The following is a 22,403-nucleotide window of genomic DNA, read 5'->3' on the forward strand; positions in this document are numbered from 1 at the left end:
CCTAAACTACTCTTTTACTAACTTCCCATTTTTGTCCCAGGCAGAGAATGGCAACGGCTTCTGGTACAGATACCCCTGGGCCTGAATACACCCTAATTTGATTAATTCACGCGCAACCTCTTCGCTCTCAACACCTTCTGCAATCACCGGGATCCGGTTATAGCGTGCCAGATCGAAGATAATGCGCAAAATTTTGCCCGCAGTGCCGAAAATATCGCCGGTAAATTGCGAGTCCACTTTTATGCTATCAGGATTAATTTCATAAAAACGTTTCAGGTTTGACAAACCTGTACCAAAGTCATCAATCGATATTCGTACCCCTTGTTTACGCAATTGTTCAATATTGAGATAAAAATGTTCACTAATTCGCTCGATCACAGTTTCAGTGATCTCAATACAGAGACTTTTCGCTGTCAGTTCATGTTCTTTCATGATGGCGATAAAACGCTCATGAAAATGTGGTTCGTTTAACTGCCAGGGCGAAACATTAATATGCAGTAAGAAATCCTGTTTCAGGAGCACACGCTGGCTAAAATGGCGGAATTCAGCCATCGCCGTTTTAATAATTTGGTAACCCAGTTCATTGATAAAACCGATATCTTCCGCGATAGCAATAAACTTCAGCGGCGAGATGATCCCCCGCTCCGCAGAAACCCAGCGACACAGCGCCTCAGCGCCCAGAATGTCGCGGGTGTTAATATCAACAATCGGTTGATAAACCAGGAATAGCTCGCCTTTTTCCATGGCGTGACGGATATTGCGCGCAATCCAGATATTCTCTTCAATTTCGCTGAGTTTCGCATCATCACAGAAAATAAACTCAGAGAACATATGGTCACGGATGCTGGAAATCGCCAGCTTCAGTTTTTCTGCATAGCTCCAGGCATTTTCGCCCTTCAGAGGTTCACAAATGGCAGATTTGTGTATACGCAGATTGCGGTAGCCAAAGCTACTGTCGAAATCGTTTATCATCGCGATCTTACGGGTAAAAGTCTGTATATTTTCCCGACACAATAATAAATAGAGATCGGCATTAAATGTCACGATATCGCAGCATTGTGCATATTTCTCGGCAATTCGCTGACACAGCTTCCTGACAATTTTGTTGCGTTCCTCGACACCAAACACGGCTTCGACGGCTTCCAGTCCGCACAGTTTGATGATCCCGGCGGCCAGATACTGATTATTGTTTGACTCAATAATCGCCATATTTTTGATAAAACCGCTTTCCTGATCGTAGGAGATCAGTGAGAGCAATTTATTTGAACGCTCAACTTCAGCATCTTTCATTTCCGCGATCGAATTTTTGATGCTGATAATCTCTTTCGCATCGCCGTCACGAATTTTCAGTGCCTGCATTTGATCCGCAGAGTCAGGTAAAAACTCCAGCGTATTGACCAGCGTTGTCATTTCTGAAAATTGGCGACGGAACACACGGGTCGTCATTAAGTAAAGCGCCAGCAATACGACAATAATGAAAGCAAACGGCAAATAAAAGAGTTTATCTGACGCGTTAAATAGTTTCCCCGTAGGATAATAAAAATAGATTTCGAATAGCGAGTTATTGGGTACGCGCGATGTTTTTGCTATATACTCCGTATCGACAGAATCAATAATATTATAATTATCTTCGCTATTATAAATAATCAATTTTTCACGGGCGAGTTGGTTCTTGGCAATGATTTCATAACCTTGTTTCAGAAACAAGACTTCATCAGTTGCGCTGATATGATCAAGGTATTCGTTCAGATATCGCCAGTTTAAATCGACATGAATTTTATCAATAGCCAGCAAATCACGGTCTTTGCCGTTAATTCGCAGCGTAAAAGAAATACATTTTTTCCCCGGACGATCAAAGCAATTATATGCCGGATTCCAGCTACTGTCAGAGCCATCCGAAGCTACTGACCACGGGCGCTGCGACGGATTAAAATCGGCAAAGATGACGCGTCCTGCTTCATCAACAAGGGGGCCATTTACCTTTTCCTGATGATAAACACCGATTTTATCATTCGTCCGCCGCGAAAATAGATAATATTTATTATTATCCAGTACCAGCCCCACTGAGTCTAAAAATGGCATCATTTCCATTTTCAGGATGACGGCACGTTTAATCTCCTCACTGTTTTTCAATAAATAGAGTGAGTCCTTTAACGTCAGAGCGGAACGTTCAATATCTTTAAAGAAATAGCCAACGTTTTTTTGAATAAGTTCAAAGCGGCTATCGGCACGTTTTACCGCACGCTCCGATACCAGTTGATAGTTAATGATGAAAAAAAGAACAATAAATGACAGCGCAGCCAATAAAAATAAAATTATCAGCCTTATCTTTATCTTTTCGTATAAACTCAGCATGTTAATACATTTAACAAAATAACTGTCAGTACGCTGTGCCGCTGCATAAATAGTCCCTCGCAACGGCTTTTTAACAAAATTACCCGATTCTACAAAATTAGAAGAAAGTTACAACACTTGCTTAAGGCAATAATTTCCTCTGAGGTCATTACCCTTTCAAGCAATATTCAACCGTGACTATCCTTTAATTTTGGGGGCCAGCGCATCACGCAAACCATCACCCAGCAAGTTGAACGCCAACACGGTCAGGAAAATAGCCAGTGCCGGAAAAACCGCCACATGCGGCGCGATAACCATATCCGCTCTCGCTTCGTTGAGCATCGCTCCCCACTCCGGGGTCGGCGGCTGCGCTCCCAGGCCGAGAAACGACAGACTGGCGGCGGAGATAATCGAGGTGCCAATGCGCATGGTGAAAAACACGACGATGGAAGAGACTGTCCCCGGTAAGATGTGGCGCAACAAAATCGTCATATCGCTGGCACCAATACTGCGCGCTGATTCAATAAAGGTTTGCTGTTTTAACACCAGCGTGTTGCCGCGCACCAGTCGGGCAAACGCCGGAATAGAAAAGATAGCGACGGCGATAATCACGTTAGCAATGCCGCTTCCCAGCACCGCAACAACAGCAATAGCCAGCAAAATGCCAGGGAAAGCAAACAGCACATCACAAATACGCATGATCAGCCGATCCCACCAGCCTTCATAATATCCAGCCAGCAAACCCAGCAACGTCCCAATCGCCGCACCGATAAACACCGCAAACACACCCGCCGCCAGCGAGATTTGTGCACCAACCAGGACACGGCTGAAAATGTCGCGCCCCAGTGAATCGACGCCAAACCAGTGCTGCAAAGAAGGTCCGTTATTCAGATTGTCATAATCGAAATAATTTTCGGCGTCATAGGGGGCGATCCAGCGAGCAAAAATGGCCACCACAATCAATAAAATAACGAACAATACGGCGGTCATCGCCATATGCTGACGGCGAAAACGTCGCCAGAACTCATGCCACGGAGTACGCACCTGATCAGGTTTTACCAGTGGCATGGCGTTTAACACCGCCTGACGACGCCAGTTAAATAATCGCATCCTTACTTGTACCTGATAGCCGGGTTAATGGCGGCATAAAGCACGTCCACCACTAAGTTGATAAGAATAAATTCCAGCGAGAAAAGCAGAATTTCCGCCTGAATCACCGGGTAATCGCGCATTTCTACGGAGTCAACGAGTAAGCGCCCAAGTCCGGGCCAGTTGAAGACTTTCTCCACCACGATGGACCCACCGAGCAAAAAGCCAAACTGTAAGCCCATCATGGTCACTACCGGAATCATCGCGTTGCGTAGCCCATGTTTGAGGACAACCCAGGTTTCGCTCACCCCTTTCGCCCTCGCGGTACGCATATAATCTTCGCTTAATACGTCGACAAACGACGCGCGGGTAAAGCGCGCCATCACGGCTGCCACTGCCGCGCCGAGCGTCAGGGAGGGTAAAATGTAGTGCTGCCAACTATCCGCACCGACAGTCGGCAGCCAACCCAGCTCAACGGAAAAAACCTGAATCAAAAGCATCCCCAGGGCAAATGCCGGGAAGGAGATCCCCGACACCGCGATGGTCATACTCAAGCGATCTGGCCAGCGGTTACGCCAGACGGCGGCAACAATCCCCGCCGCCATACCAAATATCACCGCCCAGGCCATACTGGTTATGGTCAGCCACAACGTTGGCATGAAGCGGCTGGCAATCTCATCGGCAACCGGACGACGCGAGACCATCGACAGGCCAAAATCTCCCTGCACGGCATTGCTGATATAGTGCCAGAACTGGTGATACAGCGGCTGATCCAACCCCAGTTGCTGACGCACCAGTTCGATGACCTGAGCATCAGCTTCGGGCCCGGCAATCAATCGCGCCGGATCGCCGGGCAGCATATGGACAAATAAAAACACCAGCACCGAGACGATAAACAGCGTCGGAATCAACCCCAGTAAGCGTTTTATAACGTAATTAAGCATTCCACTCCCTGCGTTGCTTATTGCAAGTCCGCATCTTCAAAGCTGAAGCCGGTGTCTGGCATGATCCAAAAACCGGTCAGATTTTTACTGTGTGCCGACACCAGTTTTTCGACCACCAGCGGAACCCACGGCGACTCTTGCCAGATGATATCCTGCGCCGCCTTATACAAGCGGGTCTTTTCCGCCGGATCGTTAGTTTTCAGTGCCTGAGCCAGGTAGTCATCTACCTGTTTATTGCTGTAAAACGCAGTATTAAACAGCGTCGGTGGCCAGTTCTGTGACGCAAACAGCGGCGATAACGCCCAGTCAGCTTCGCCGGTCGATGCCGACCAGCCGGTATAGAACAGTCGCACGCCACTCTCTTTTTGCCCTTTACCTTCTACTTCTGCCGCCCGCTGTCCGGCATCCATCGCCGTCACCTGGGCTTTAATCCCTACCTGCGCTAACTGCTGCTGGGTAAATTGCAGCACTTTCTGCGCGGTGCTGTGGTTATGCGACGACCACAGCGTGGTACTGAAACCGTTGGGATATCCCGCCTCTTTGAGTAATGCGCGCGCTTTTGCCGGATCGTAAGGCCACGGTTGGTAACTTTGCGCGTAGGCGATACTCGGCGGCACCACGCCAGTGGCGGGCGTTGCATATCCCGCAAACGCGACTTTCACCAGCGCCGGACGGTTGATGGCATAATTCAGCGCCTCACGTACCTTCGGGTTATCGAATGGCTTTTGCGTCACATTCATACTGATATAACGCTGCATAATCGACGGACTGGCCATCAGCTCGATATTTTTGTTTTTCTCCAGCAGCGCGGCCTGCTCGTAGGGAATGGGGAAAGCAAACTGCGCTTCACCGGTTTGCAGCATGGCCGCACGGGTGTTGTTATCCGCCACCGGACGCCAGGTAATGCTGTCCAGTTTGGGCAGTCCCGACTGCCAGTAACCAGTGAATTTTTTGACCTTCACAAAATCGGTCTGATTCCAGGTATCCAGTTCATACGGCCCGGTGCCGACCGGATGAAAGCCGATCTCCGTGCCATATTTTTCCAGCGCCGCCGGAGAAATCATCGCTGTCGCCGGATGGGCAAGAATATTAATAAACGCTGAGAACGGCTGCTTAAGCGTAATCTTCACCGTTGTCGGGTCGACCGCTTCAGTTTTGGCAATATTCTTGTACAGGTTATAGCGTTTAAGATGATTCGCTGGGTCACTGGCCCGATCCAGATTCGCTTTTACCGCCGCCGCGTTGAAGTCGGTGCCGTCCTGGAACTTAATCCCTTCACGCAATTTCACGGTATAAGTGAGGCCGTCGCCGGAGACGGTATAACTCTCCGCCAGCACATTTTTCAGCTTCATCTCTTTATCCAGACCGAACAGCCCCTGGTAAAACGATTTCGCCACGGCCTGTGACAACGTGTCATTCGCGTCATACGGGTCGAGGGTGGTGAAGTTCGATCCCACCGCCACAACCACATCTTTGGCAGCGAATGCACAAGATGCCATCAACGCTGTGACAATACCCAGCGCCACTAACCCACTACGGTGTACAGCTCTTGCCATTTGATTCTCCGCCTGAATGTTATCTACGCATGAATGCGTATTCTGATTGTGGTTGTGCGACGTAATGCCCCGGCCCGACGCATTGCAACGAGACGGCTGCAACCTCTTCGCCACGCTGATAAATATTGCTGGGAAGATCGTCCGATAGCAGTACGCGCTGTGGCCGCAGTCGGGATGGTTCAGCAACCGGAACTGCCGCCAGTAATTTACGCGTATAAGGGTGCTGCGGATTTTCAAAGATCGCGCGTCGGGGGCCTATTTCGACAATTTGCCCGAGATACATCACCGCTACACGATGGCTGATCCGCTCCACGACCGCCATATCGTGGGAGATAAACAGATATGCAATACCGAAATCACGCTGGAGATCGAGCAACAAGTTGATAATCTGCCCGCGAATAGAAACATCCAGCGCCGACACGGCTTCATCGGCAATAATGACTTTGGGATTCAACGCCAGCGCACGGGCAATACAGATACGCTGACGCTGACCGCCGGAAAACTCATGCGGGTAGCGCCACGCATGTTCGGGTAACAGACCAACGCGTTCCAGTAGCCACGCAACGCGTGCAGCAGCGTCTTTACCCTGCAATAACCCATGAACACGCAGCGGTTCGATAATCGAATCACCGATCGTCTGGCGTGGATCCAGTGAGGCGTAAGGATCCTGAAAAATGAACTGAATATCGCGGCGCAATGCCTGAAGTTTGCCGGGTGACAGAGTATCAATTCGCTGACCGTTGAAGATAATTTCGCCGCCCTGGCTTTCAACCAGGCGCAACAGCGCCCGTCCGGTGGTGGATTTGCCACTGCCAGACTCCCCCACCAGCGACAACGTTTCACCCGGCCAGAGATCAAAACTAACCTTTTCAACGGCGTGCACTTCCTGCGTTACGCGATTCAACAACCCACTACGCAAAGGGAAACGGGTGACCAGATTACGCACCTGTAAAACAGGTTCGCCATCAACTACCGTTTTCTGCTCGACAGGGCGTTCCTGTTTAGTCGGATGTTCAAGCGATATCAACGGGAAACGTCGGGGATAATCTTGCCCTCTCATCGCGCCAAGTTGCGGAACAGCAGCCAATAGCGCACGGGTATAAGGATGCTGTGGCGCATGAAAAATCTGTTCGACGCTGCCCGTTTCCACCGCCTCGCCCTGATACATCACCAGTACCCGATCGGCAATCTCCGCCACCACGCCCATGTCGTGAGTGATAAAGATGACGCCCATCGACATCTCTTTTTGCAACACTTTGATTAATTGCAGGATCTGCGCCTGAATGGTGACGTCCAGTGCGGTCGTCGGCTCATCGGCTATCAGCACCGCCGGGCGACATGACAGCGCCATGGCAATCATCACCCGCTGGCGCATCCCACCGGAGAGTTGATGCGGATAACGCGAAAGAATGGTTTGCGCTTCCGGGATGCGAACCTGATCCAGCATCCGCTTCGCCTCCGCCATCGCGTCTTCACGACTGGCGTTCTGATGCAGACGGATAGACTCGGCAATCTGCTCGCCCACGGTAAATACCGGATTTAGCGACGTCATTGGCTCCTGGAAAATCATCGCCATATCCGCACCGCGTATATGCTGCATTTGCCGGGAACTCTGCTCACTAAGCTCAATCACCTCACGACTGCGGCGCCGCAATACCATTTTGTCGCACTGCACCAGGCCGCCCGCCTGTTCAAGCAGACGCATCAGCGCCAGTGCTGTAACTGACTTGCCGGAACCGGACTCTCCAACAATCGCCAGCGTCTCGCCACGTCGCAGGCTAAAAGAGAGACCGCGAACCGCAGCTACTTTCTGCTGGTCCTGCATAAAGGCAATATTGAGATTATCAACCGCCAGCACATCACCGGCATCAAGCTCATCACTGTGTGGCAACGGTGTCCCCTTTTTCACGATAGATACCGGTGGTTGGCGTATCGCCTGCGTAGCCCCAGGCGCGATACATTCCCTCGGTGTTAAAAGGTAGCGCGACGTTACCTTCGTGATCGATAGCGATTAGACCGCCACTGCCGCCAAGCGCAGGGAGTTTTTCCATAACGACCCGCTCGCAGGCTTGTGCGAGGCTTAATCCGCCGTAATCCATCAACGCGGCAATGTCATACGCCGCCAGCGCGCGAATGAAAACTTCGCCTGTGCCGGTACAAGAAACTGCCACGTTGGCGTTATTGGCGTAACATCCGGCGCCAACCAGCGGGCTGTCGCCGACCCGACCAGGTAATTTATTGGTCATTCCCCCCGTGGACGTGGCAGCCGCCAGATTGCCATGGAGATCCAACGCCACGGCTCCCACAGTGCCCATTTTCTGTTTTTCATCCAGCGGTGCGCCACTATGGTCAAGGAGCGTTTCCCCTTCCTCACGCGCTGCCAGCAATTGTTCATAACGCAAAGGCGTGGAGAAAATCTCCGGCGAGACGCGCTCCATGCCATGAGCAAAAGCAAAATTTTCTGCGCCCTCACCTATCATCATCACATGCGGGCTTTGTTCCATCACCAGACGGGCGGCAAGAACCGGATTACGCAGATGACTGACGCCCGCCACAGCACCGGCTTTCAGGGTGTTGCCATCCATCACGCAGGCGTCGAGCTCATGGGTTTCATCACGCGTAAAGACAGCGCCAGTTCCGGCGTTAAACAGTGGACACTCTTCCAGCAAGCGCACGGCTTCCGTCACTGCATCCAGCGCACTTGCGCCCGCTTCGAGCATTTTCTGTCCGGTTTCGACAATGGCTGACAGTGCCTCAATGTAGCGTAATTCCTGTTGCAGACTCATCTGTGCGCGGCTAATTGCGCCTGCGCCGCCGTGAATTGCAATGACTGCTTTGCCCATAGTATTCGTCCATTAAGGGTGGCTCGCCACTTTGCTATAAATATCAGAATTTTTATGAATTATTCATTCAATTTTTGAATATAGAAAGATGTATATGGCATGTAAAGGCAGGAGCCCGCTCTACGACCGAGGTGGCATACAGTCCGTGGCGTTTTTCTGACATAATAGGCGGATTCGATTTTGCCCCGCAGGAGTGTTTTCATGGAATTTACCACCGGTTTGATGTCGCTCGACACCGCGCTTAATGAGATGCTTTCTCGCGTTACCCCTTTGACTGCCCAGGAAACGCTGCCACTGGTTCAGTGTTTTGGTCGTATTCTGGCGAGCGATGTGGTTTCGCCGCTCGATGTCCCTGGATTTGATAACTCGGCAATGGACGGCTACGCGGTTCGCTTAGCCGATATCGCCTCCGGGCAACCGCTTTCTGTTGCTGGCAAATCGTTTGCCGGTCAGCCGTATCATGGTGAATGGCCTGCGGGCACCTGTATTCGCATTATGACCGGTGCTCCGGTGCCGGAAGGCTGCGAAGCGGTGGTGATGCAGGAACAGACCGAACAAACAGACGCAGGAGTGCGTTTTACCGCTGAAGTGCGTAGCGGGCAAAATATTCGTCGTCGCGGTGAAGATATCTCTGCGGGTGCGGTTGTTTTCCCGGCGGGTACTCGCCTGACTACCGCAGAGCTGCCGGTGATTGCTTCGCTGGGAATTGCCGAAGTTCCGGTGATTCGCAAAGTGCGTGTGGCGCTGTTTTCCACCGGTGATGAACTCCAGTTGCCAGGTCAGCCACTGGGCGACGGTCAAATCTACGATACCAACCGTCTCGCCGTACACCTGATGTTAGAACAACTGGGTTGCGAGGTGATCAACTTAGGGATTATCCGCGACGATCCCCACGCCTTGCGCACAGCATTTATTGAAGCCGACAGTCAGGCGGATGTAGTGATCAGTTCTGGCGGTGTTTCGGTTGGTGAAGCAGATTACACCAAAACCATTCTCGAAGAGCTGGGTGAAATTGCCTTCTGGAAGCTGGCGATTAAACCGGGTAAACCGTTCGCGTTCGGTAAACTCGGCAATAGCTGGTTCTGCGGCCTGCCGGGTAATCCAGTTTCAGCAACGCTAACCTTCTACCAACTGGTACAACCGTTACTGGCAAAATTAAGCGGCAACACCGCCAGCGGCCTGCCCGCGCGTCAGCGCGTACGCACGGCTTCTCGCCTCAAGAAAACGCCTGGTCGTCTTGATTTCCAGCGTGGTGTGCTGCAACGCAATGCCAACGGCGAACTGGAAGTCACCACTACCGGGCATCAGGGCTCACATATATTTAGCTCCTTTAGCCTCGGCAACTGTTTTATCGTGCTGGAACGCGATCGCGGCAATGTGGAAGTGGGCGAATGGGTGGAAGTCGAGCCATTTAACGCGTTATTCGGAGGCCTGTAATGGCGGAACTCAGCGATCAGGAGATGCTGCGCTACAACCGGCAAATCATCCTGCGTGGTTTTGATTTTGACGGTCAGGAAGCGTTAAAAGATTCTCGCGTGCTGGTCGTCGGCCTTGGTGGACTCGGCTGCGCAGCCTCGCAGTATCTGGCAAGCGCCGGTGTAGGTAACCTGACGCTGCTCGACTTCGACACTGTCTCGCTCTCGAATCTGCAACGCCAGACGCTACACAGTGACGCTACGGTCGGGCAACCGAAGGTTGAATCTGCTCATGACGCCCTGGCACGGATCAATCCCCATATCTCGATTACGCCGGTGAATGCGTTGCTTGATGACGCTGAGCTTGCTGCTTTGATTGCTAAACACGATCTGGTGCTCGACTGTACGGATAACGTAGCGGTACGTAATCAACTGAACGCTGGCTGTTTTGCCGCAAAGGTGCCGCTGGTTTCCGGAGCAGCAATTCGTATGGAAGGTCAAATCACGGTCTTTACTTATCAGGACGGCGAGCCTTGCTACCGCTGCCTTAGCCGTTTGTTTGGCGAGAACGCGCTAACCTGCGTGGAAGCAGGTGTGATGGCGCCGTTGATTGGCGTAATTGGTTCGTTGCAGGCAATGGAAGCGATCAAACTGCTGGCAGGTTATGGCAAACCTGCCAGCGGAAAAATCGTGATGTACGATGCGATGACCTGTCAGTTCCGCGAAATGAAACTGATGCGCAATGCGGGATGTGAGGTTTGCGGGCAGTAATTGTCGCCTCCAGGCCTGATAAGACGCGGCAGGCATCGGTGCACTCCGCCACGTCATAAGCAATTTATGAGGATGCAGAACATCCTGTTAAATCGACGTTCTGCCAAACGCGCCCTGCCAGTCCTGCTCAAACTTCGCCACGGCAGCATCAACCGCCGGATAGCTAATCATCTGCTGCGCCACATCCAGCGGCAGGGTGATTGATTCACATCCTGCCAGTAAGCAGTCCAGCGCCTGACGCGGGGTTTTGAAACTCGCGGCTAACACTTTCGCCTGTGGCGCATGCATTTTCAGTAACTGATGCAAATCGGTCACGGTTTGAATACCGCTCCCCCCCTGAGCATCAATACGGTTGACGTAAGGCGCAACATATTCCGCGCCCGCCAGCGCCGACAACAGCCCTTGTGCTGCGCCATACACCGCCGTGCCCAGCGTCGGGATCCCTTCCGCTTTTAACATTTTGATAGCTGCCAGCCCCTCGGCGGTCACCGGTACTTTCACCACGATATCCGCAATGATAGAACGCAGTTTGCGTGCATCGTTCACCATGCCTTCAGCAGTGGTAGCCATTACCTGCGCAAACAAACGCCCCTGACCGCCCATCGCTTCATGAAGTTCCGGAAGCACAACGTCCAGCGTTTTTTTACCCGCAGCGATAATGCTTGGGTTAGTGGTCACACCCGCCAGCGGAAAAACGCGCGCCAGCGCCTTCACTGCAGCAACGTCTGAAGTATCCAGATACAGTTCCATAACCATCCTCAAAATGTACTTTTGTCTGAAACCAGACTACCACGAGAAAACTCTCTGAACAGTTGACGCACATCAACATAACTTTCATTCGAAAGTAATTTAATGTTTGAACGAAACAGAGAGGCATCTATGATCTTCAATATTCAACGCTACTCGACCCACGACGGTCCCGGCATTCGCACAGTGGTTTTTCTGAAAGGTTGCTCGCTGGGTTGCCGCTGGTGTCAGAACCCAGAAAGCCGCGCCCGCACGCAGGATCTGCTGTATGACGCGCGTCTGTGCCTGGAGGGCTGCGAGCTGTGTGCTAAAGCCGCCCCGGAAGTGATTGAGCGCACGCTGAATGGCCTGCTTATCCATCGGGAAAAGTTAACCCCTGAACATCTGACGGCGTTAACCGACTGCTGCCCGACACAGGCGTTAACCGTGTGCGGCGAAGTGAAAAGCGTTGAGGAGATCATGGCGACCGTTCTGCGCGATAAACCGTTTTACGATCGCAGCGGCGGCGGATTAACGCTTTCTGGCGGTGAACCGTTTATGCAGCCGGAAATGGCGATGGCGCTACTGCAAGCCAGCCACGAGGCCGGCATTCATACTGCGGTAGAAACCTGCCTGCATGTGCCGTGGAAATATATCGCCCCTTCTCTGCCCTATATCGATCTGTTTCTTGCCGATTTAAAACACGTCGCCGACGCGCCGTTTAAACAGTGGACCGACGGTAACGCCGCCAGAGTGCTGGATAACCTGAAAAAACTCGCCGCAGCGGGCAAAAAAATCATCATTCGCGTGCCGCTGATTCAGGGCTTTAATGCCGATGAAACCTCTGTGAAAGCCATTACCGATTTTGCCGCCGACGAGCTGCACGTTGGCGAAATTCATTTCCTGCCCTACCACACGCTGGGCATCAACAAATATCACTTACTTAATCTGCCCTATGACGCCCCGGAAAAACCGCTTGATGCGCCAGAACTGCTCGACTTTGCCCAGCAGTATGCCTGCCAGAAAGGGTTAACCGCGACTTTACGAGGATAACAACCATGACAACACTGAAACTGGACACGCTCAGCGACCGCATTAAAGCGCACAAAAATGCGCTGGTGCATATTGTGAAACCGCCGGTTTGTACCGAGCGCGCACAGCACTATACCGAGATGTATCAACAACATCTCGATAAGCCGATCCCGGTACGTCGCGCACTGGCACTGGCACATCACCTGGCGAATCGCACCATCTGGATCAAACACAATGAGTTGATCATCGGCAACCAGGCAAGCGAAGTTCGTGCCGCGCCGATCTTCCCGGAATATACCGTCTCCTGGATCGAAAAAGAGATTGATGATCTGGCGGATCGTCCGGGTGCTGGTTTTGCGGTGAGCGAAGAGAACAAACGCGTTCTGCATGAAGTGTGCCCGTGGTGGCGCGGTCAGACGGTACAGGATCGCTGCTACGGCATGTTTACCGATGAGCAAAAAGGCCTGCTGGCGACCGGTATCATTAAAGCAGAAGGCAATATGACCTCCGGCGATGCGCACCTGGCGGTGAATTTCCCGCTGCTGCTGGAAAAAGGGCTTGATGGTCTGCGCGAGAAAGTGGCGGAGCGTCGCTCGCGTATCAACCTGACGGTACTGGAAGATCTGCACGGCGAGCAGTTCCTGAAAGCCATTGATATCGTGCTGGTGGCAGTCAGTGAACATATTGAACGTTTCGCTGCTCTGGCGCGTGAAATGGCAGCCACCGAAACTCGCGAAAGCCGTCGTGATGAACTGCTGGCGATAGCAGAAAACTGCGATCTTATCGCCCACCAGCCGCCGCAAACTTTCTGGCAGGCGCTGCAACTGTGCTACTTCATCCAGTTGATTTTGCAGATTGAATCTAACGGTCACTCGGTTTCGTTTGGTCGTATGGACCAGTATCTCTATCCGTACTATCGCCGCGACGTTGAACTCAACCAGACGCTGGATCGCGAACATGCCATCGAGATGCTGCATAGCTGCTGGCTGAAACTGCTGGAAGTAAACAAGATCCGCTCCGGCTCGCACTCGAAAGCCTCTGCGGGAAGTCCGCTGTATCAGAACGTCACCATTGGCGGGCAAAATCTGGTTGATGGTCAGCCGATGGACGCAGTGAATCCGCTCTCTTACGCGATCCTTGAATCCTGCGGTCGTCTGCGCTCCACTCAGCCTAACCTCAGCGTGCGCTACCATGCAGGAATGAGTAACGATTTCCTCGATGCCTGTGTACAGGTGATCCGCTGCGGCTTCGGGATGCCCGCGTTCAACAACGACGAAATCGTGATCCCGGAATTTATCAAACTCGGTATTGAACCGCAGGACGCTTACGATTACGCAGCGATTGGTTGTATCGAAACCGCCGTCGGCGGTAAATGGGGCTATCGCTGCACCGGCATGAGCTTTATCAACTTCGCCCGCGTGATGCTGGCGGCGCTGGAAGGCGGTCGTGATGCCACTAGTGGCAAAGTGTTCCTGCCACAAGAAAAAGCGTTGTCAGCGGGTAACTTCAACAACTTCGATGAAGTAATGGACGCGTGGGATACGCAAATCCGTTACTACACCCGCAAATCAATCGAAATCGAATATGTCGTCGACACCATGCTGGAAGAGAACGTGCACGATATTCTCTGCTCGGCGCTGGTGGATGACTGCATTGAGCGAGCGAAAAGTATCAAGCAAGGCGGCGCGAAATATGACTGGGTTTCCGGCTTGCAGGTTGGTATTGCCAACCTCGGCAACAGCCTGGCGGCAGTGAAAAAACTGGTATTTGAACAGGGCGCGATTGGTCAGCAACAACTGGCTGCCGCACTGGCGGAAGACTTCGAAGGTCTGACTCACGAGCAACTGCGTCAGCGTCTGATTAACGGCGCGCCGAAGTATGGCAACGATGATGATAGCGTCGATACGCTGCTGGCTCGCGCCTATCAGACCTATATCGACGAACTGAAGCAGTACCACAACCCGCGCTACGGTCGTGGTCCGGTTGGCGGCAACTATTACGCAGGTACATCATCTATTTCCGCCAACGTACCGTTTGGCGCGCAGACGATGGCAACGCCGGACGGACGTAAAGCGCATACCCCGCTGGCAGAAGGCGCAAGCCCGGCCTCCGGTACTGACCATCTCGGCCCTACTGCGGTCATTGGCTCGGTGGGTAAACTGCCTACGGCGTCGATTCTCGGCGGTGTGTTGCTCAACCAGAAACTGAACCCGGCGACGCTGGAGAACGAATCTGACAAGCAGAAACTGATGATCCTGCTGCGTACCTTCTTCGAAGTGCATAAAGGCTGGCATATTCAGTACAACATTGTTTCCCGAGAAACATTGCTGGAAGCGAAAAAACATCCCGATCAATACCGCGATCTGGTGGTGCGTGTCGCGGGCTATTCCGCCTTCTTCACCGCGCTCTCTCCTGACGCACAGGACGATATCATCGCCCGCACCGAACACATGCTGTAATCCCCTCAGCCCGGCGTCGCCGCCGGGCTAAAACATTCACGAAATCAATTTTACTCTCGCTTTCATTCGAAATTAGTTTGTGCTCCGCATCACATTGTCATTACACTGTGGCGTTTGCATTCATTGCCGGGAGCACTTTTATGACTGTAAAAGTTATCGTTTGCGATATGGACGGTACTTTTCTTAACGACGCCAAAATGTACAACCAGTCACGTTTTATGGCGCAGTATCAGGAACTGAAAAAGCGCGATATTGAGTTCGTTGTCGCCAGTGGTAACCAGTATTACCAGCTTATTTCCTTCTTTCCTGAGCTAAAAGATGAAATCTCTTTTGTCGCGGAAAATGGCGCACTGGTCTACGAACATGGCAAGCAGTTGTTCCACGGTGAACTGACCCGGCATGAATCCAGAATTGTCATTGGTGAACTGCTGAAAGATAAACAACTCAATTTTGTCGCCTGTGGTCTGCAAAGCGCATACATCAGTGAAAATGCGCCGGAAGCATTCGTCGCACTGATGGAAAAACACTACCATCGACTGAAACCTGTGAAGGATTACCAAGAGATTGATGACGTGCTTTTCAAGTTTTCGCTCAACCTGCCGGATGAACAAATCCCGCTGGTTGTCGACAAACTGCACGTTGCGCTCGATGGCATTATGAAACCTGTCACCAGTGGCGCGGGTTTTATCGACCTGATTATTCCCGGCCTGCATAAAGCAAATGGTATTTCGCGGTTGTTAAAACGCTGGGATCTGTCGCCGCAAAATGTGGTAGCGATTGGCGACAGCGGTAACGACGCAGAGATGCTTAAAATGGCACATTATTCCTTTGCAATGGGCAATGCTGCGGAAAACATTAAACAAATCGCCCGTTACGCTACCGATGATAATAATCATGAAGGCGCGCTGAATGTGATTCAGGCGGTGCTGGATAGCACCACTCCTTTCAATAAGTAATCTTCTCCCGGCCGGAGTGACCGCTCCGGCATCTCTCTTTTTTGCTCACTTTGTGCCCTAACTCAAGATTTTCATCTTGCGTTAACTTATTTTTAACTTAAAGTATCAATCGCAATCACTTTTACTTTCGAACGAAAGTTGTGAGGTTGATATGACTTTTACCCATGAGACGCTGCCAACAGATGCGAAAACGGCTATCCGTGAGATGAAAACGGAGCTGCGGCAACAGATCGGCGATGTACAACAGGTCTTCGATAAACTCTCTGCAAAAATCGAAGCGCGTGTAGCAGAAATAGACGCACTGAAAGCGCAAGGACTGCCGGTTTGGCCGGAAGTTCCTTATAGCGACATTGCAGCAGGTACAGTGAGTGAAGCCACGCGCAATGAGATAAAACGTCGCGGCTGCGCGGTAATAAAAGGCCATTTCCCCCGCGAGCAGGCGCTGGCGTGGGATCGCGCAATGCTCAACTACCTTGATGCCAATCACTTTGATGATGTTTATAAAGGTCCCGGTGACAGCTTTTTCGGCTCGCTGGAGGCGTCTCGCCCCGAAATCTATCCCATTTACTGGTCACAGGCACAGATGCAGGCGCGGCAGAGCGACAATATGGCTGCGGTGCAATCTTTCCTTAACCGCCTGTGGAAGTCTGAAAGCAACGGCAAACAATGGTTTGATCCCGATGTCAGCGTAATCTATCCAGACAGGATCCGCCGTCGCCCACCGGGCACGACGTCCAAAGGTCTGGGCGCACACACTGATTCTGGCGCGCTGGAACGCTGGTTATTACCCGCTTATCAGCGCGTTTTTGCCCATGTTTTCAACGGTAATTTTGATGATTACGATCCGTGGGATGCCGCACACCGTACCGATGTAGAAGAATACACCGTCGATAACACTACCAAATGTTCAGTGTTCCGCACGTTCCAGGGCTGGACGGCACTTTCCGATATGTTACCAGGCCAGGGGTTGTTGCATGTGGTGCCGATCCCGGAAGCGATGGCGTATGTTTTATTACGCCCGCTGTTGGATGACGTGCCGGACGACGAGCTGTGCGGAGTCGCGCCTGGTAAAGTTCTGCCTGTTTCTGAAAAATGGCACCCCTTATTGATGAAAGCACTAACGTCAATTCCGGCAATAACAGCGGGGGATTCTGTCTGGTGGCACTGCGATGTGATCCACTGTGTCGCACCGGTAGACAATCAACAGGGCTGGGGGAACGTGATGTATATTCCTGCCGCGCCGATGTGCGAGAAGAACCGGGCTTATGCGCACAAGGTCAAAGAGGCACTGGAAAAAGGCATCTCGCCAGGGGATTTCCCACGGGAAGATTATGAAACAAACTGGCAAGGTCGTTTTACGCTGGAGGATCTGAACGTTCACGGTAAACGCGCGCTGGGCATGGATGTTTGAGAAGTGATGGATTAGTGGAAGTGAATTGATGTGAGGTTAAGAAAGTAGGTTCGATGTTGCTCAGATTGCTGACAAAGTGCCCTTTGTTCATGCCGGATGCGGCGTTAACGCCTTATCCGGCCTACAAAGCCCTTCAGATTCAATATATTGCAGGGTCTACGTAGGCCTGATAGCAATCTTGTATTTGTCATCAGTAGCCCTGACATAACCAGGGCTACTGACTATAACTTACTCGATTCCTTTACTACGCAGGTAATCTTCGTAATTACCGCTAAAGTCAATCACGCGTTCCGGCGTGATTTCCAGAATGCGGGTCGCCAGGGAGCTTACGAACTCACGGTCGTGTGAAACAAAGATCAGCGTGCCCTGATACAGTTCCAGCGCCATGTTCAGTGACTCGATGGATTCCATATCCAGGTGGTTGGTCGGTTCGTCCATGATCAGAATGTTCGGTTTCTGCATCATTAACTTACCAAACAACATACGGCCTTTTTCACCACCGGAAAGCACTTTGGCAGGCTTTTTGATGTCATCCTGACTGAACAATAAGCGACCGAGAATGCTGCGCACCGCCTGCTCGTCATCGCCTTCCTGCTTCCACTGGCTCATCCATTCAAACACGGTCAGGTCATTATCGAACTCATATTCGTGATCCTGCGCGTAGTAACCAATGCGCGCGTTCTCTGACCATTTTACGGTGCCACTATCCGGTTCCAGATCACCCACCAGCGTTTTCAGCAAGGTCGATTTACCGACGCCGTTGGTGCCGAGCACCGCCAGTTTTTCACCAACTTCCAGCAGCAGGTTGAGATTTTTAAACAGCGGACCGTTATCAAACCCTTTGGTCAGCCCTTCCACTTCCAGCGCGTTACGGAACAGTTTCTTATCCTGCTCAAAACGGATGAACGGGTTCTGACGGCTGGAGGCTTTCACCTCTTCCAGTTTGATTTTATCAATCTGACGCGCACGCGAAGTTGCCTGACGAGATTTAGAGGCGTTGGCGCTAAAGCGGCTAACGAAAGATTGCAGCTCGGCAATCTGCGCTTTCTTCTTGGCGTTATCAGCCAGCAGACGTTCGCGTGCCTGAGTCGCCGCCGTCATGTACTCATCGTAGTTGCCCGGATAAACGCGCAGTTCGCCGTAATCCAGATCCGCCATGTGGGTACAAACCATGTTCAGGAAGTGACGGTCGTGCGAGATGATAATCATGGTACTGTCACGCTCGTTCAGCACCTGCTCCAGCCAGCGAATGGTATCGATGTCGAGGTTGTTGGTTGGTTCGTCGAGCAGAAGAATGTCCGGATCAGCAAACAGCGCCTGCGCCAGCAGCACACGCAGCTTCCAGCCGGGAGCAACTTCACTCATCGGGCCGTAGTGTTGTTCCACTGGAATTCCCACGCCAAGCAATAACTCACCGGCGCGCGCTTCCGCAGAGTAACCGTCCATTTCGCCGTATTTCACTTCCAGATCGGCAACTTTATAGCCATCTTCTTCGCTCATTTCCGGCAAAGCATAGATGCGGTCGCGCTCCTGCTTCACTTCCCACAACTCTTTATGCCCCATGATCACCGTATCCAGCACGGTGAACTCTTCAAAGGCAAATTGATCCTGGCGCAGTTTACCAATGCGCTCGTTGGGATCGAGGGAAACGTTACCCAGCGTCGGCTCTAAGTCGCCGCCGAGAATCTTCATAAAGGTGGATTTACCACTACCGTTCGCGCCAATCAGGCCGTAACGGTTGCCGCCGCCAAATTTGACGGAAATGTTTTCAAACAACGGCTTACTGCCGAACTGCATGGTGACGTTACTGGAAACTAACACAGGCGTATCCTGAAAAGAGATATGACAAACCGCGCATTATGCCATAAATCTGAAAGAAGATCCCGTCCCCCGCTTAAGGTCTACACTCTTCCCAAAGGCAAAAAATGTGATTTCGTACACATCTGATTTCACTGTTAGCTGGAATGAACATATAATGCGCTTCCAATACTCTAATATTCTCAACCTAATGGCCTGCCAGGCACGAAATCTCGCTTAACATGAATATGAAATTGAAAACGTTATTCGCAGCGGCCTTCGCTGTTGTCGGCTTTTGCAGTACCGCTTCAGCGGTAACTTATCCTCTGCCAACCGACGGGAGTCGCCTGGTTGGTCAGAATCAGGTGATCACTATCCCTGAAGGTAACACTCAGCCGCTGGAGTACTTTGCGGCTGAGTATCAGATGGGGCTTTCCAATATGATGGAAGCGAACCCTGGTGTGGATACCTTCCTGCCGAAAGGCGGCACCGTACTGAACATCCCGCAGCAACTGATCCTGCCGGACACTGTTCATGAAGGCATTGTGATTAACAGCGCAGAGATGCGTCTGTATTACTATCCGAAAGGGACTAACACCGTTATCGTACTGCCGATCGGCATTGGTCAGTTAGGTAAAGACACGCCTATCAACTGGACCACCAAAGTAGAGCGTAAGAAAGCAGGCCCGACCTGGACGCCGACCGCTAAAATGCATGCAGAATACCGCGCTGCGGGCGAACCGCTTCCGGCTGTCGTTCCGGCTGGCCCGGATAACCCGATGGGACTGTATGCACTGTATATCGGTCGCCTGTACGCTATCCACGGCACCAACGCCAACTTTGGTATCGGCCTGCGCGTAAGCCACGGTTGTGTGCGTCTGCGTAACGAAGACATCAAATTCCTGTTCGAGAAAGTGCCGGTCGGTACTCGCGTACAGTTTATTGATGAGCCGGTAAAAGCGACCACCGAGCCGGACGGCAGCCGTTATATTGAAGTCCATAATCCGCTGTCTACGACCGAAGCCCAGTTTGAAGGTCAGGAAATTGTGCCGATTACGCTAACCAAGAGCGTGCAGACAGTGACCGGTCAGCCAGATGTTGACCAGGCTGTTCTGGATCAGGCTATTCAAAACCGTTCCGGGATGCCGGTTCGTCTGAATTAATCTTTAAAACTTAAAGCGCAAGGCGGACTCATAATCCGCCTTAGACTGCTGATGGCAATACATAATTGCCTGATGCGCTACGCTTATCAGGCCTACGCGGAACCTGCAATATATTGAATCCGCAAGATTTTGTAGGCCGGATAAGGCGTTTACGCCGCATCCGGCATGAACAAAGCGCACATTACCAACAATCAGAGGCAGACTCATAATCCGCCTTTTTTATTTGCCAGCTCTTACACTGCCGGGAGCATAACTAACAAAACGTATCCTACCAGCGCCGCCCACAACAGCATTGGTATCGAATAAAGATGGAAACGCCACCAGATACGACGATCGTTCGCCATCCGTAGCGCAATCAAATTTGCCAGCGATCCCGGTAACAAGCCAAAACCACCTACGTTAACCGCCCATGCCAGCAGCAACGACGGCGGCACATAGTTCAGCAGCAAAATAGTACTCGGCACGTTACTGATCACCTGCGATAAACCAATCGCCGTTAACCATAATCCGGGTTCGGATAAATGACTCACGTTACTCAACACGCCTTGCAACGCCGGAAGCTGGGTCAGTAAATGGACGTCAATAAACATCGCCATAAACACCAGCAGCAACGTCCAGTCCACACTGAGCACCACGCGACGTGCCAGCAGCGCAAAGCCCGCCGCCACAATCACCAGCCCCCACAGCTCTTGTTTCAACTCCAGCGCCGTAAGGAAGACGATATACAGCCCCAGACAACTCCACACCAGCCGTGGTTTCCACTCCGGCGTTTGCGTCCCCGTATGATATTGCAGCGCCTTTCCAGGAAAACAACACCAGCACAGCAGCAGCAATGTCAGCATCATCGCACCAGCCAGCGGTGCCATCTGTGCAATAAAACCGGCAAACGAAAGACCCGAACGTCCCCAGATAAGGATATTTTGCGGATTACCAATCGGCGTCAGCAGCGATCCGGCATTCACTGCCAGCGCCTCAAAAATAATCAGCCGATTAACCGGGATCTCACACAGTCTTTTCAGCGTGATGGTCAGCGGGACAACAATAAACAGCGCGACATCGTTGGTCAGAAAGGTAGAAAGCAGCGCCGCCGCCAGTACCATAAACATCGCCAGCCGACGCTCAGTAGCAAAACGGCGCACCATTTTGCGCCCCAGCACATCAAAATAACCGCTTAATTCAACACCTTTGGTCAGCAGCATCAGGCCACTTAAAGTAATGATGGTGTGCCAGTCGATAGCAGCAGGCCAGGATTTCGGCGCAAAGGGAACAAAAAAACTTAATCCGATACCAACGAGAATTAATAACTGAAAAAAGCGATCGCCTTGCAGCGTGCGTAAAAAAGGCAGGCTCATTTGGCACCGTGTTTCTGGGTAAACAAACGAAAGGCGTCCAGCGTCTCTTCACTCACATGGTGTTCCATACCCTCCGCGTCACGACGGGCAATTTCCGGGCTGACGCCCAACACCAGCAAGAAATTTTCGACTATCTGATGGCGCTCGCGGCTTTCCTGCGCCAGCTTCTCCCCTTCCACCGTTAAAAACACGCCACGCCACGGGATCATTTCAATCAGTCCCATGGTTGCCAGCCGCTTAAGCATTTTAGCCACCGTCGGTTGCGAAACGCCCAGACGAGCAGCCATGTCCACCTGACGGGCTTCCCCCACTTCTCTTATCAGGTCAGATATCAGCTCAACATAATCGTCAATAAGTTCACGGCGATGCGCTTCTCTGACCTGGCGAAACCCTTCAACGTGTTCTTCCACGTTCACTAACTGCGTCACTTTTTTTGCTGTTGGCGTACCTGCGCGACGACTCATTGTGCTTCCTCATTATGGTGACACATATATAGCGTTCTCATTTCGTGCGCACATTGTAAACCAGAGTTGCGAAGGCACAAAAAATTAACGT

17 protein-coding genes are annotated in these 22,403 nt (G+C 51.8%); 7 read left to right on the plus strand and 10 right to left on the minus strand.

Features of this window, described 5'->3' with window-relative positions:
- Nucleotides 1-6 precede the first annotated feature (6 nt).
- From BEG40_RS08355 to iaaA, 6 genes are all read right to left on the minus strand, one after another.
- Complete coding sequence (locus BEG40_RS08355; protein ID WP_105285220.1) at nucleotides 7-2,355, minus strand: sensor domain-containing phosphodiesterase; 2,349 nt, start codon at nucleotides 2,353-2,355, stop codon at nucleotides 7-9.
- Between the two features lie 177 nt (nucleotides 2,356-2,532).
- Complete coding sequence (gene gsiD, locus BEG40_RS08360; protein ID WP_105285221.1) at nucleotides 2,533-3,444, minus strand: glutathione ABC transporter permease GsiD; 912 nt, start codon at nucleotides 3,442-3,444, stop codon at nucleotides 2,533-2,535.
- Between the two features lie 2 nt (nucleotides 3,445-3,446).
- Nucleotides 3,447-4,367, minus strand: a complete 921-nt coding sequence (gene gsiC, locus BEG40_RS08365) for a glutathione ABC transporter permease GsiC (protein WP_000936029.1) — start codon at nucleotides 4,365-4,367, stop codon at nucleotides 3,447-3,449.
- Between the two features lie 17 nt (nucleotides 4,368-4,384).
- On the minus strand, nucleotides 4,385-5,923 hold the full coding sequence (gene gsiB / locus BEG40_RS08370) for a glutathione ABC transporter substrate-binding protein GsiB (protein WP_000090189.1): 1,539 nt from the start codon (nucleotides 5,921-5,923) through the stop codon (nucleotides 4,385-4,387).
- A 19-nt stretch (nucleotides 5,924-5,942) separates the two neighbouring features.
- Nucleotides 5,943-7,814, minus strand: coding sequence for a glutathione ABC transporter ATP-binding protein GsiA (gsiA, locus tag BEG40_RS08375; protein ID WP_105285222.1), 1,872 nt, complete (start codon nucleotides 7,812-7,814; stop codon nucleotides 5,943-5,945).
- The gene (iaaA, locus tag BEG40_RS08380) at nucleotides 7,801-8,766 is read right to left on the minus strand and encodes a beta-aspartyl-peptidase (RefSeq protein WP_000513750.1); all 966 of its coding nucleotides are present in this window, start codon (nucleotides 8,764-8,766) and stop codon (nucleotides 7,801-7,803) included. The genes gsiA and iaaA overlap by 14 nt, the downstream gene beginning before the upstream one ends.
- 201 nt (nucleotides 8,767-8,967) lie before the next feature.
- On the opposite strand from iaaA, the gene moeA reads away from it, so the two are divergent.
- Both moeA and moeB read left to right on the plus strand, forming a co-directional pair.
- On the plus strand, nucleotides 8,968-10,203 hold the full coding sequence (moeA, locus tag BEG40_RS08385; RefSeq protein ID WP_000397376.1) for a molybdopterin molybdotransferase MoeA: 1,236 nt from the start codon (nucleotides 8,968-8,970) through the stop codon (nucleotides 10,201-10,203).
- Nucleotides 10,203-10,952 (plus strand): molybdopterin-synthase adenylyltransferase MoeB, encoded by a 750-nt coding sequence (gene moeB, locus BEG40_RS08390; RefSeq protein WP_000829240.1) that lies wholly within the window; start codon nucleotides 10,203-10,205, stop codon nucleotides 10,950-10,952. The genes moeA and moeB overlap by 1 nt, the downstream gene beginning before the upstream one ends.
- Before the next feature lie 87 nt (nucleotides 10,953-11,039).
- On the opposite strand, the gene fsa is transcribed toward moeB, so the two are convergent.
- Complete coding sequence (gene fsa / locus BEG40_RS08395; protein WP_016159017.1) at nucleotides 11,040-11,702, minus strand: fructose-6-phosphate aldolase; 663 nt, start codon at nucleotides 11,700-11,702, stop codon at nucleotides 11,040-11,042.
- Nucleotides 11,703-11,831: 129 nt separating this feature from the next.
- Between fsa and BEG40_RS08400 the strand changes: the two genes are divergently transcribed.
- The 4 genes from BEG40_RS08400 to BEG40_RS08415 all read left to right on the plus strand — a co-directional run bounded on the left by BEG40_RS08400 (nucleotide 11,832) and on the right by BEG40_RS08415 (nucleotide 17,536).
- The gene (locus tag BEG40_RS08400) at nucleotides 11,832-12,731 is read left to right on the plus strand and encodes a glycyl-radical enzyme activating protein (protein WP_010351157.1); all 900 of its coding nucleotides are present in this window, start codon (nucleotides 11,832-11,834) and stop codon (nucleotides 12,729-12,731) included.
- Nucleotides 12,732-12,736: 5 nt separating this feature from the next.
- Nucleotides 12,737-15,169 carry a glycyl radical protein gene (locus BEG40_RS08405; RefSeq protein WP_105285223.1) on the plus strand — a complete coding sequence of 811 codons (2,433 nt, stop codon included), beginning with the start codon at nucleotides 12,737-12,739 and terminating at the stop codon, nucleotides 15,167-15,169.
- Nucleotides 15,170-15,309: 140 nt separating this feature from the next.
- The gene (gene ybiV / locus BEG40_RS08410) at nucleotides 15,310-16,125 is read left to right on the plus strand and encodes a sugar-phosphatase YbiV (RefSeq protein WP_105285224.1); all 816 of its coding nucleotides are present in this window, start codon (nucleotides 15,310-15,312) and stop codon (nucleotides 16,123-16,125) included.
- A gap of 151 nt (nucleotides 16,126-16,276) precedes the next feature.
- A complete protein-coding gene (locus tag BEG40_RS08415; RefSeq protein WP_105285225.1) occupies nucleotides 16,277-17,536 on the plus strand; it encodes a DUF1479 domain-containing protein in 1,260 nt (419 codons plus the stop codon).
- Between the two features lie 228 nt (nucleotides 17,537-17,764).
- Here the strand turns inward: BEG40_RS08415 and BEG40_RS08420 are convergent, their stop codons facing one another.
- On the minus strand, nucleotides 17,765-19,357 hold the full coding sequence (locus BEG40_RS08420) for an ABC-F family ATPase (RefSeq protein ID WP_000961452.1): 1,593 nt from the start codon (nucleotides 19,355-19,357) through the stop codon (nucleotides 17,765-17,767).
- A 218-nt stretch (nucleotides 19,358-19,575) separates the two neighbouring features.
- Between BEG40_RS08420 and ldtB the strand changes: the two genes are divergently transcribed.
- Nucleotides 19,576-20,496 (plus strand): L,D-transpeptidase, encoded by a 921-nt coding sequence (gene ldtB / locus BEG40_RS08425; protein ID WP_001056379.1) that lies wholly within the window; start codon nucleotides 19,576-19,578, stop codon nucleotides 20,494-20,496.
- 233 nt (nucleotides 20,497-20,729) lie between these two features.
- On the opposite strand, the gene BEG40_RS08435 is transcribed toward ldtB, so the two are convergent.
- Together BEG40_RS08435 and mntR are read right to left on the minus strand one after the other, a co-directional pair.
- Entirely contained in the window at nucleotides 20,730-21,848 is a 1,119-nt protein-coding gene (locus BEG40_RS08435; RefSeq protein WP_000056428.1) for an anion transporter, read from the minus strand.
- A complete protein-coding gene (gene mntR / locus BEG40_RS08440; RefSeq protein ID WP_096961723.1) occupies nucleotides 21,845-22,312 on the minus strand; it encodes a manganese-binding transcriptional regulator MntR in 468 nt (155 codons plus the stop codon). Before mntR ends, BEG40_RS08435 begins: the two co-directional genes overlap by 4 nt.
- Nucleotides 22,313-22,403: the final 91 nt, after the last annotated feature.

This window comes from Escherichia sp. MOD1-EC5495, from assembly GCF_002965965.1.
GTDB classification, from domain to species: Bacteria; Pseudomonadota; Gammaproteobacteria; order Enterobacterales; family Enterobacteriaceae; genus Escherichia; species Escherichia ruysiae.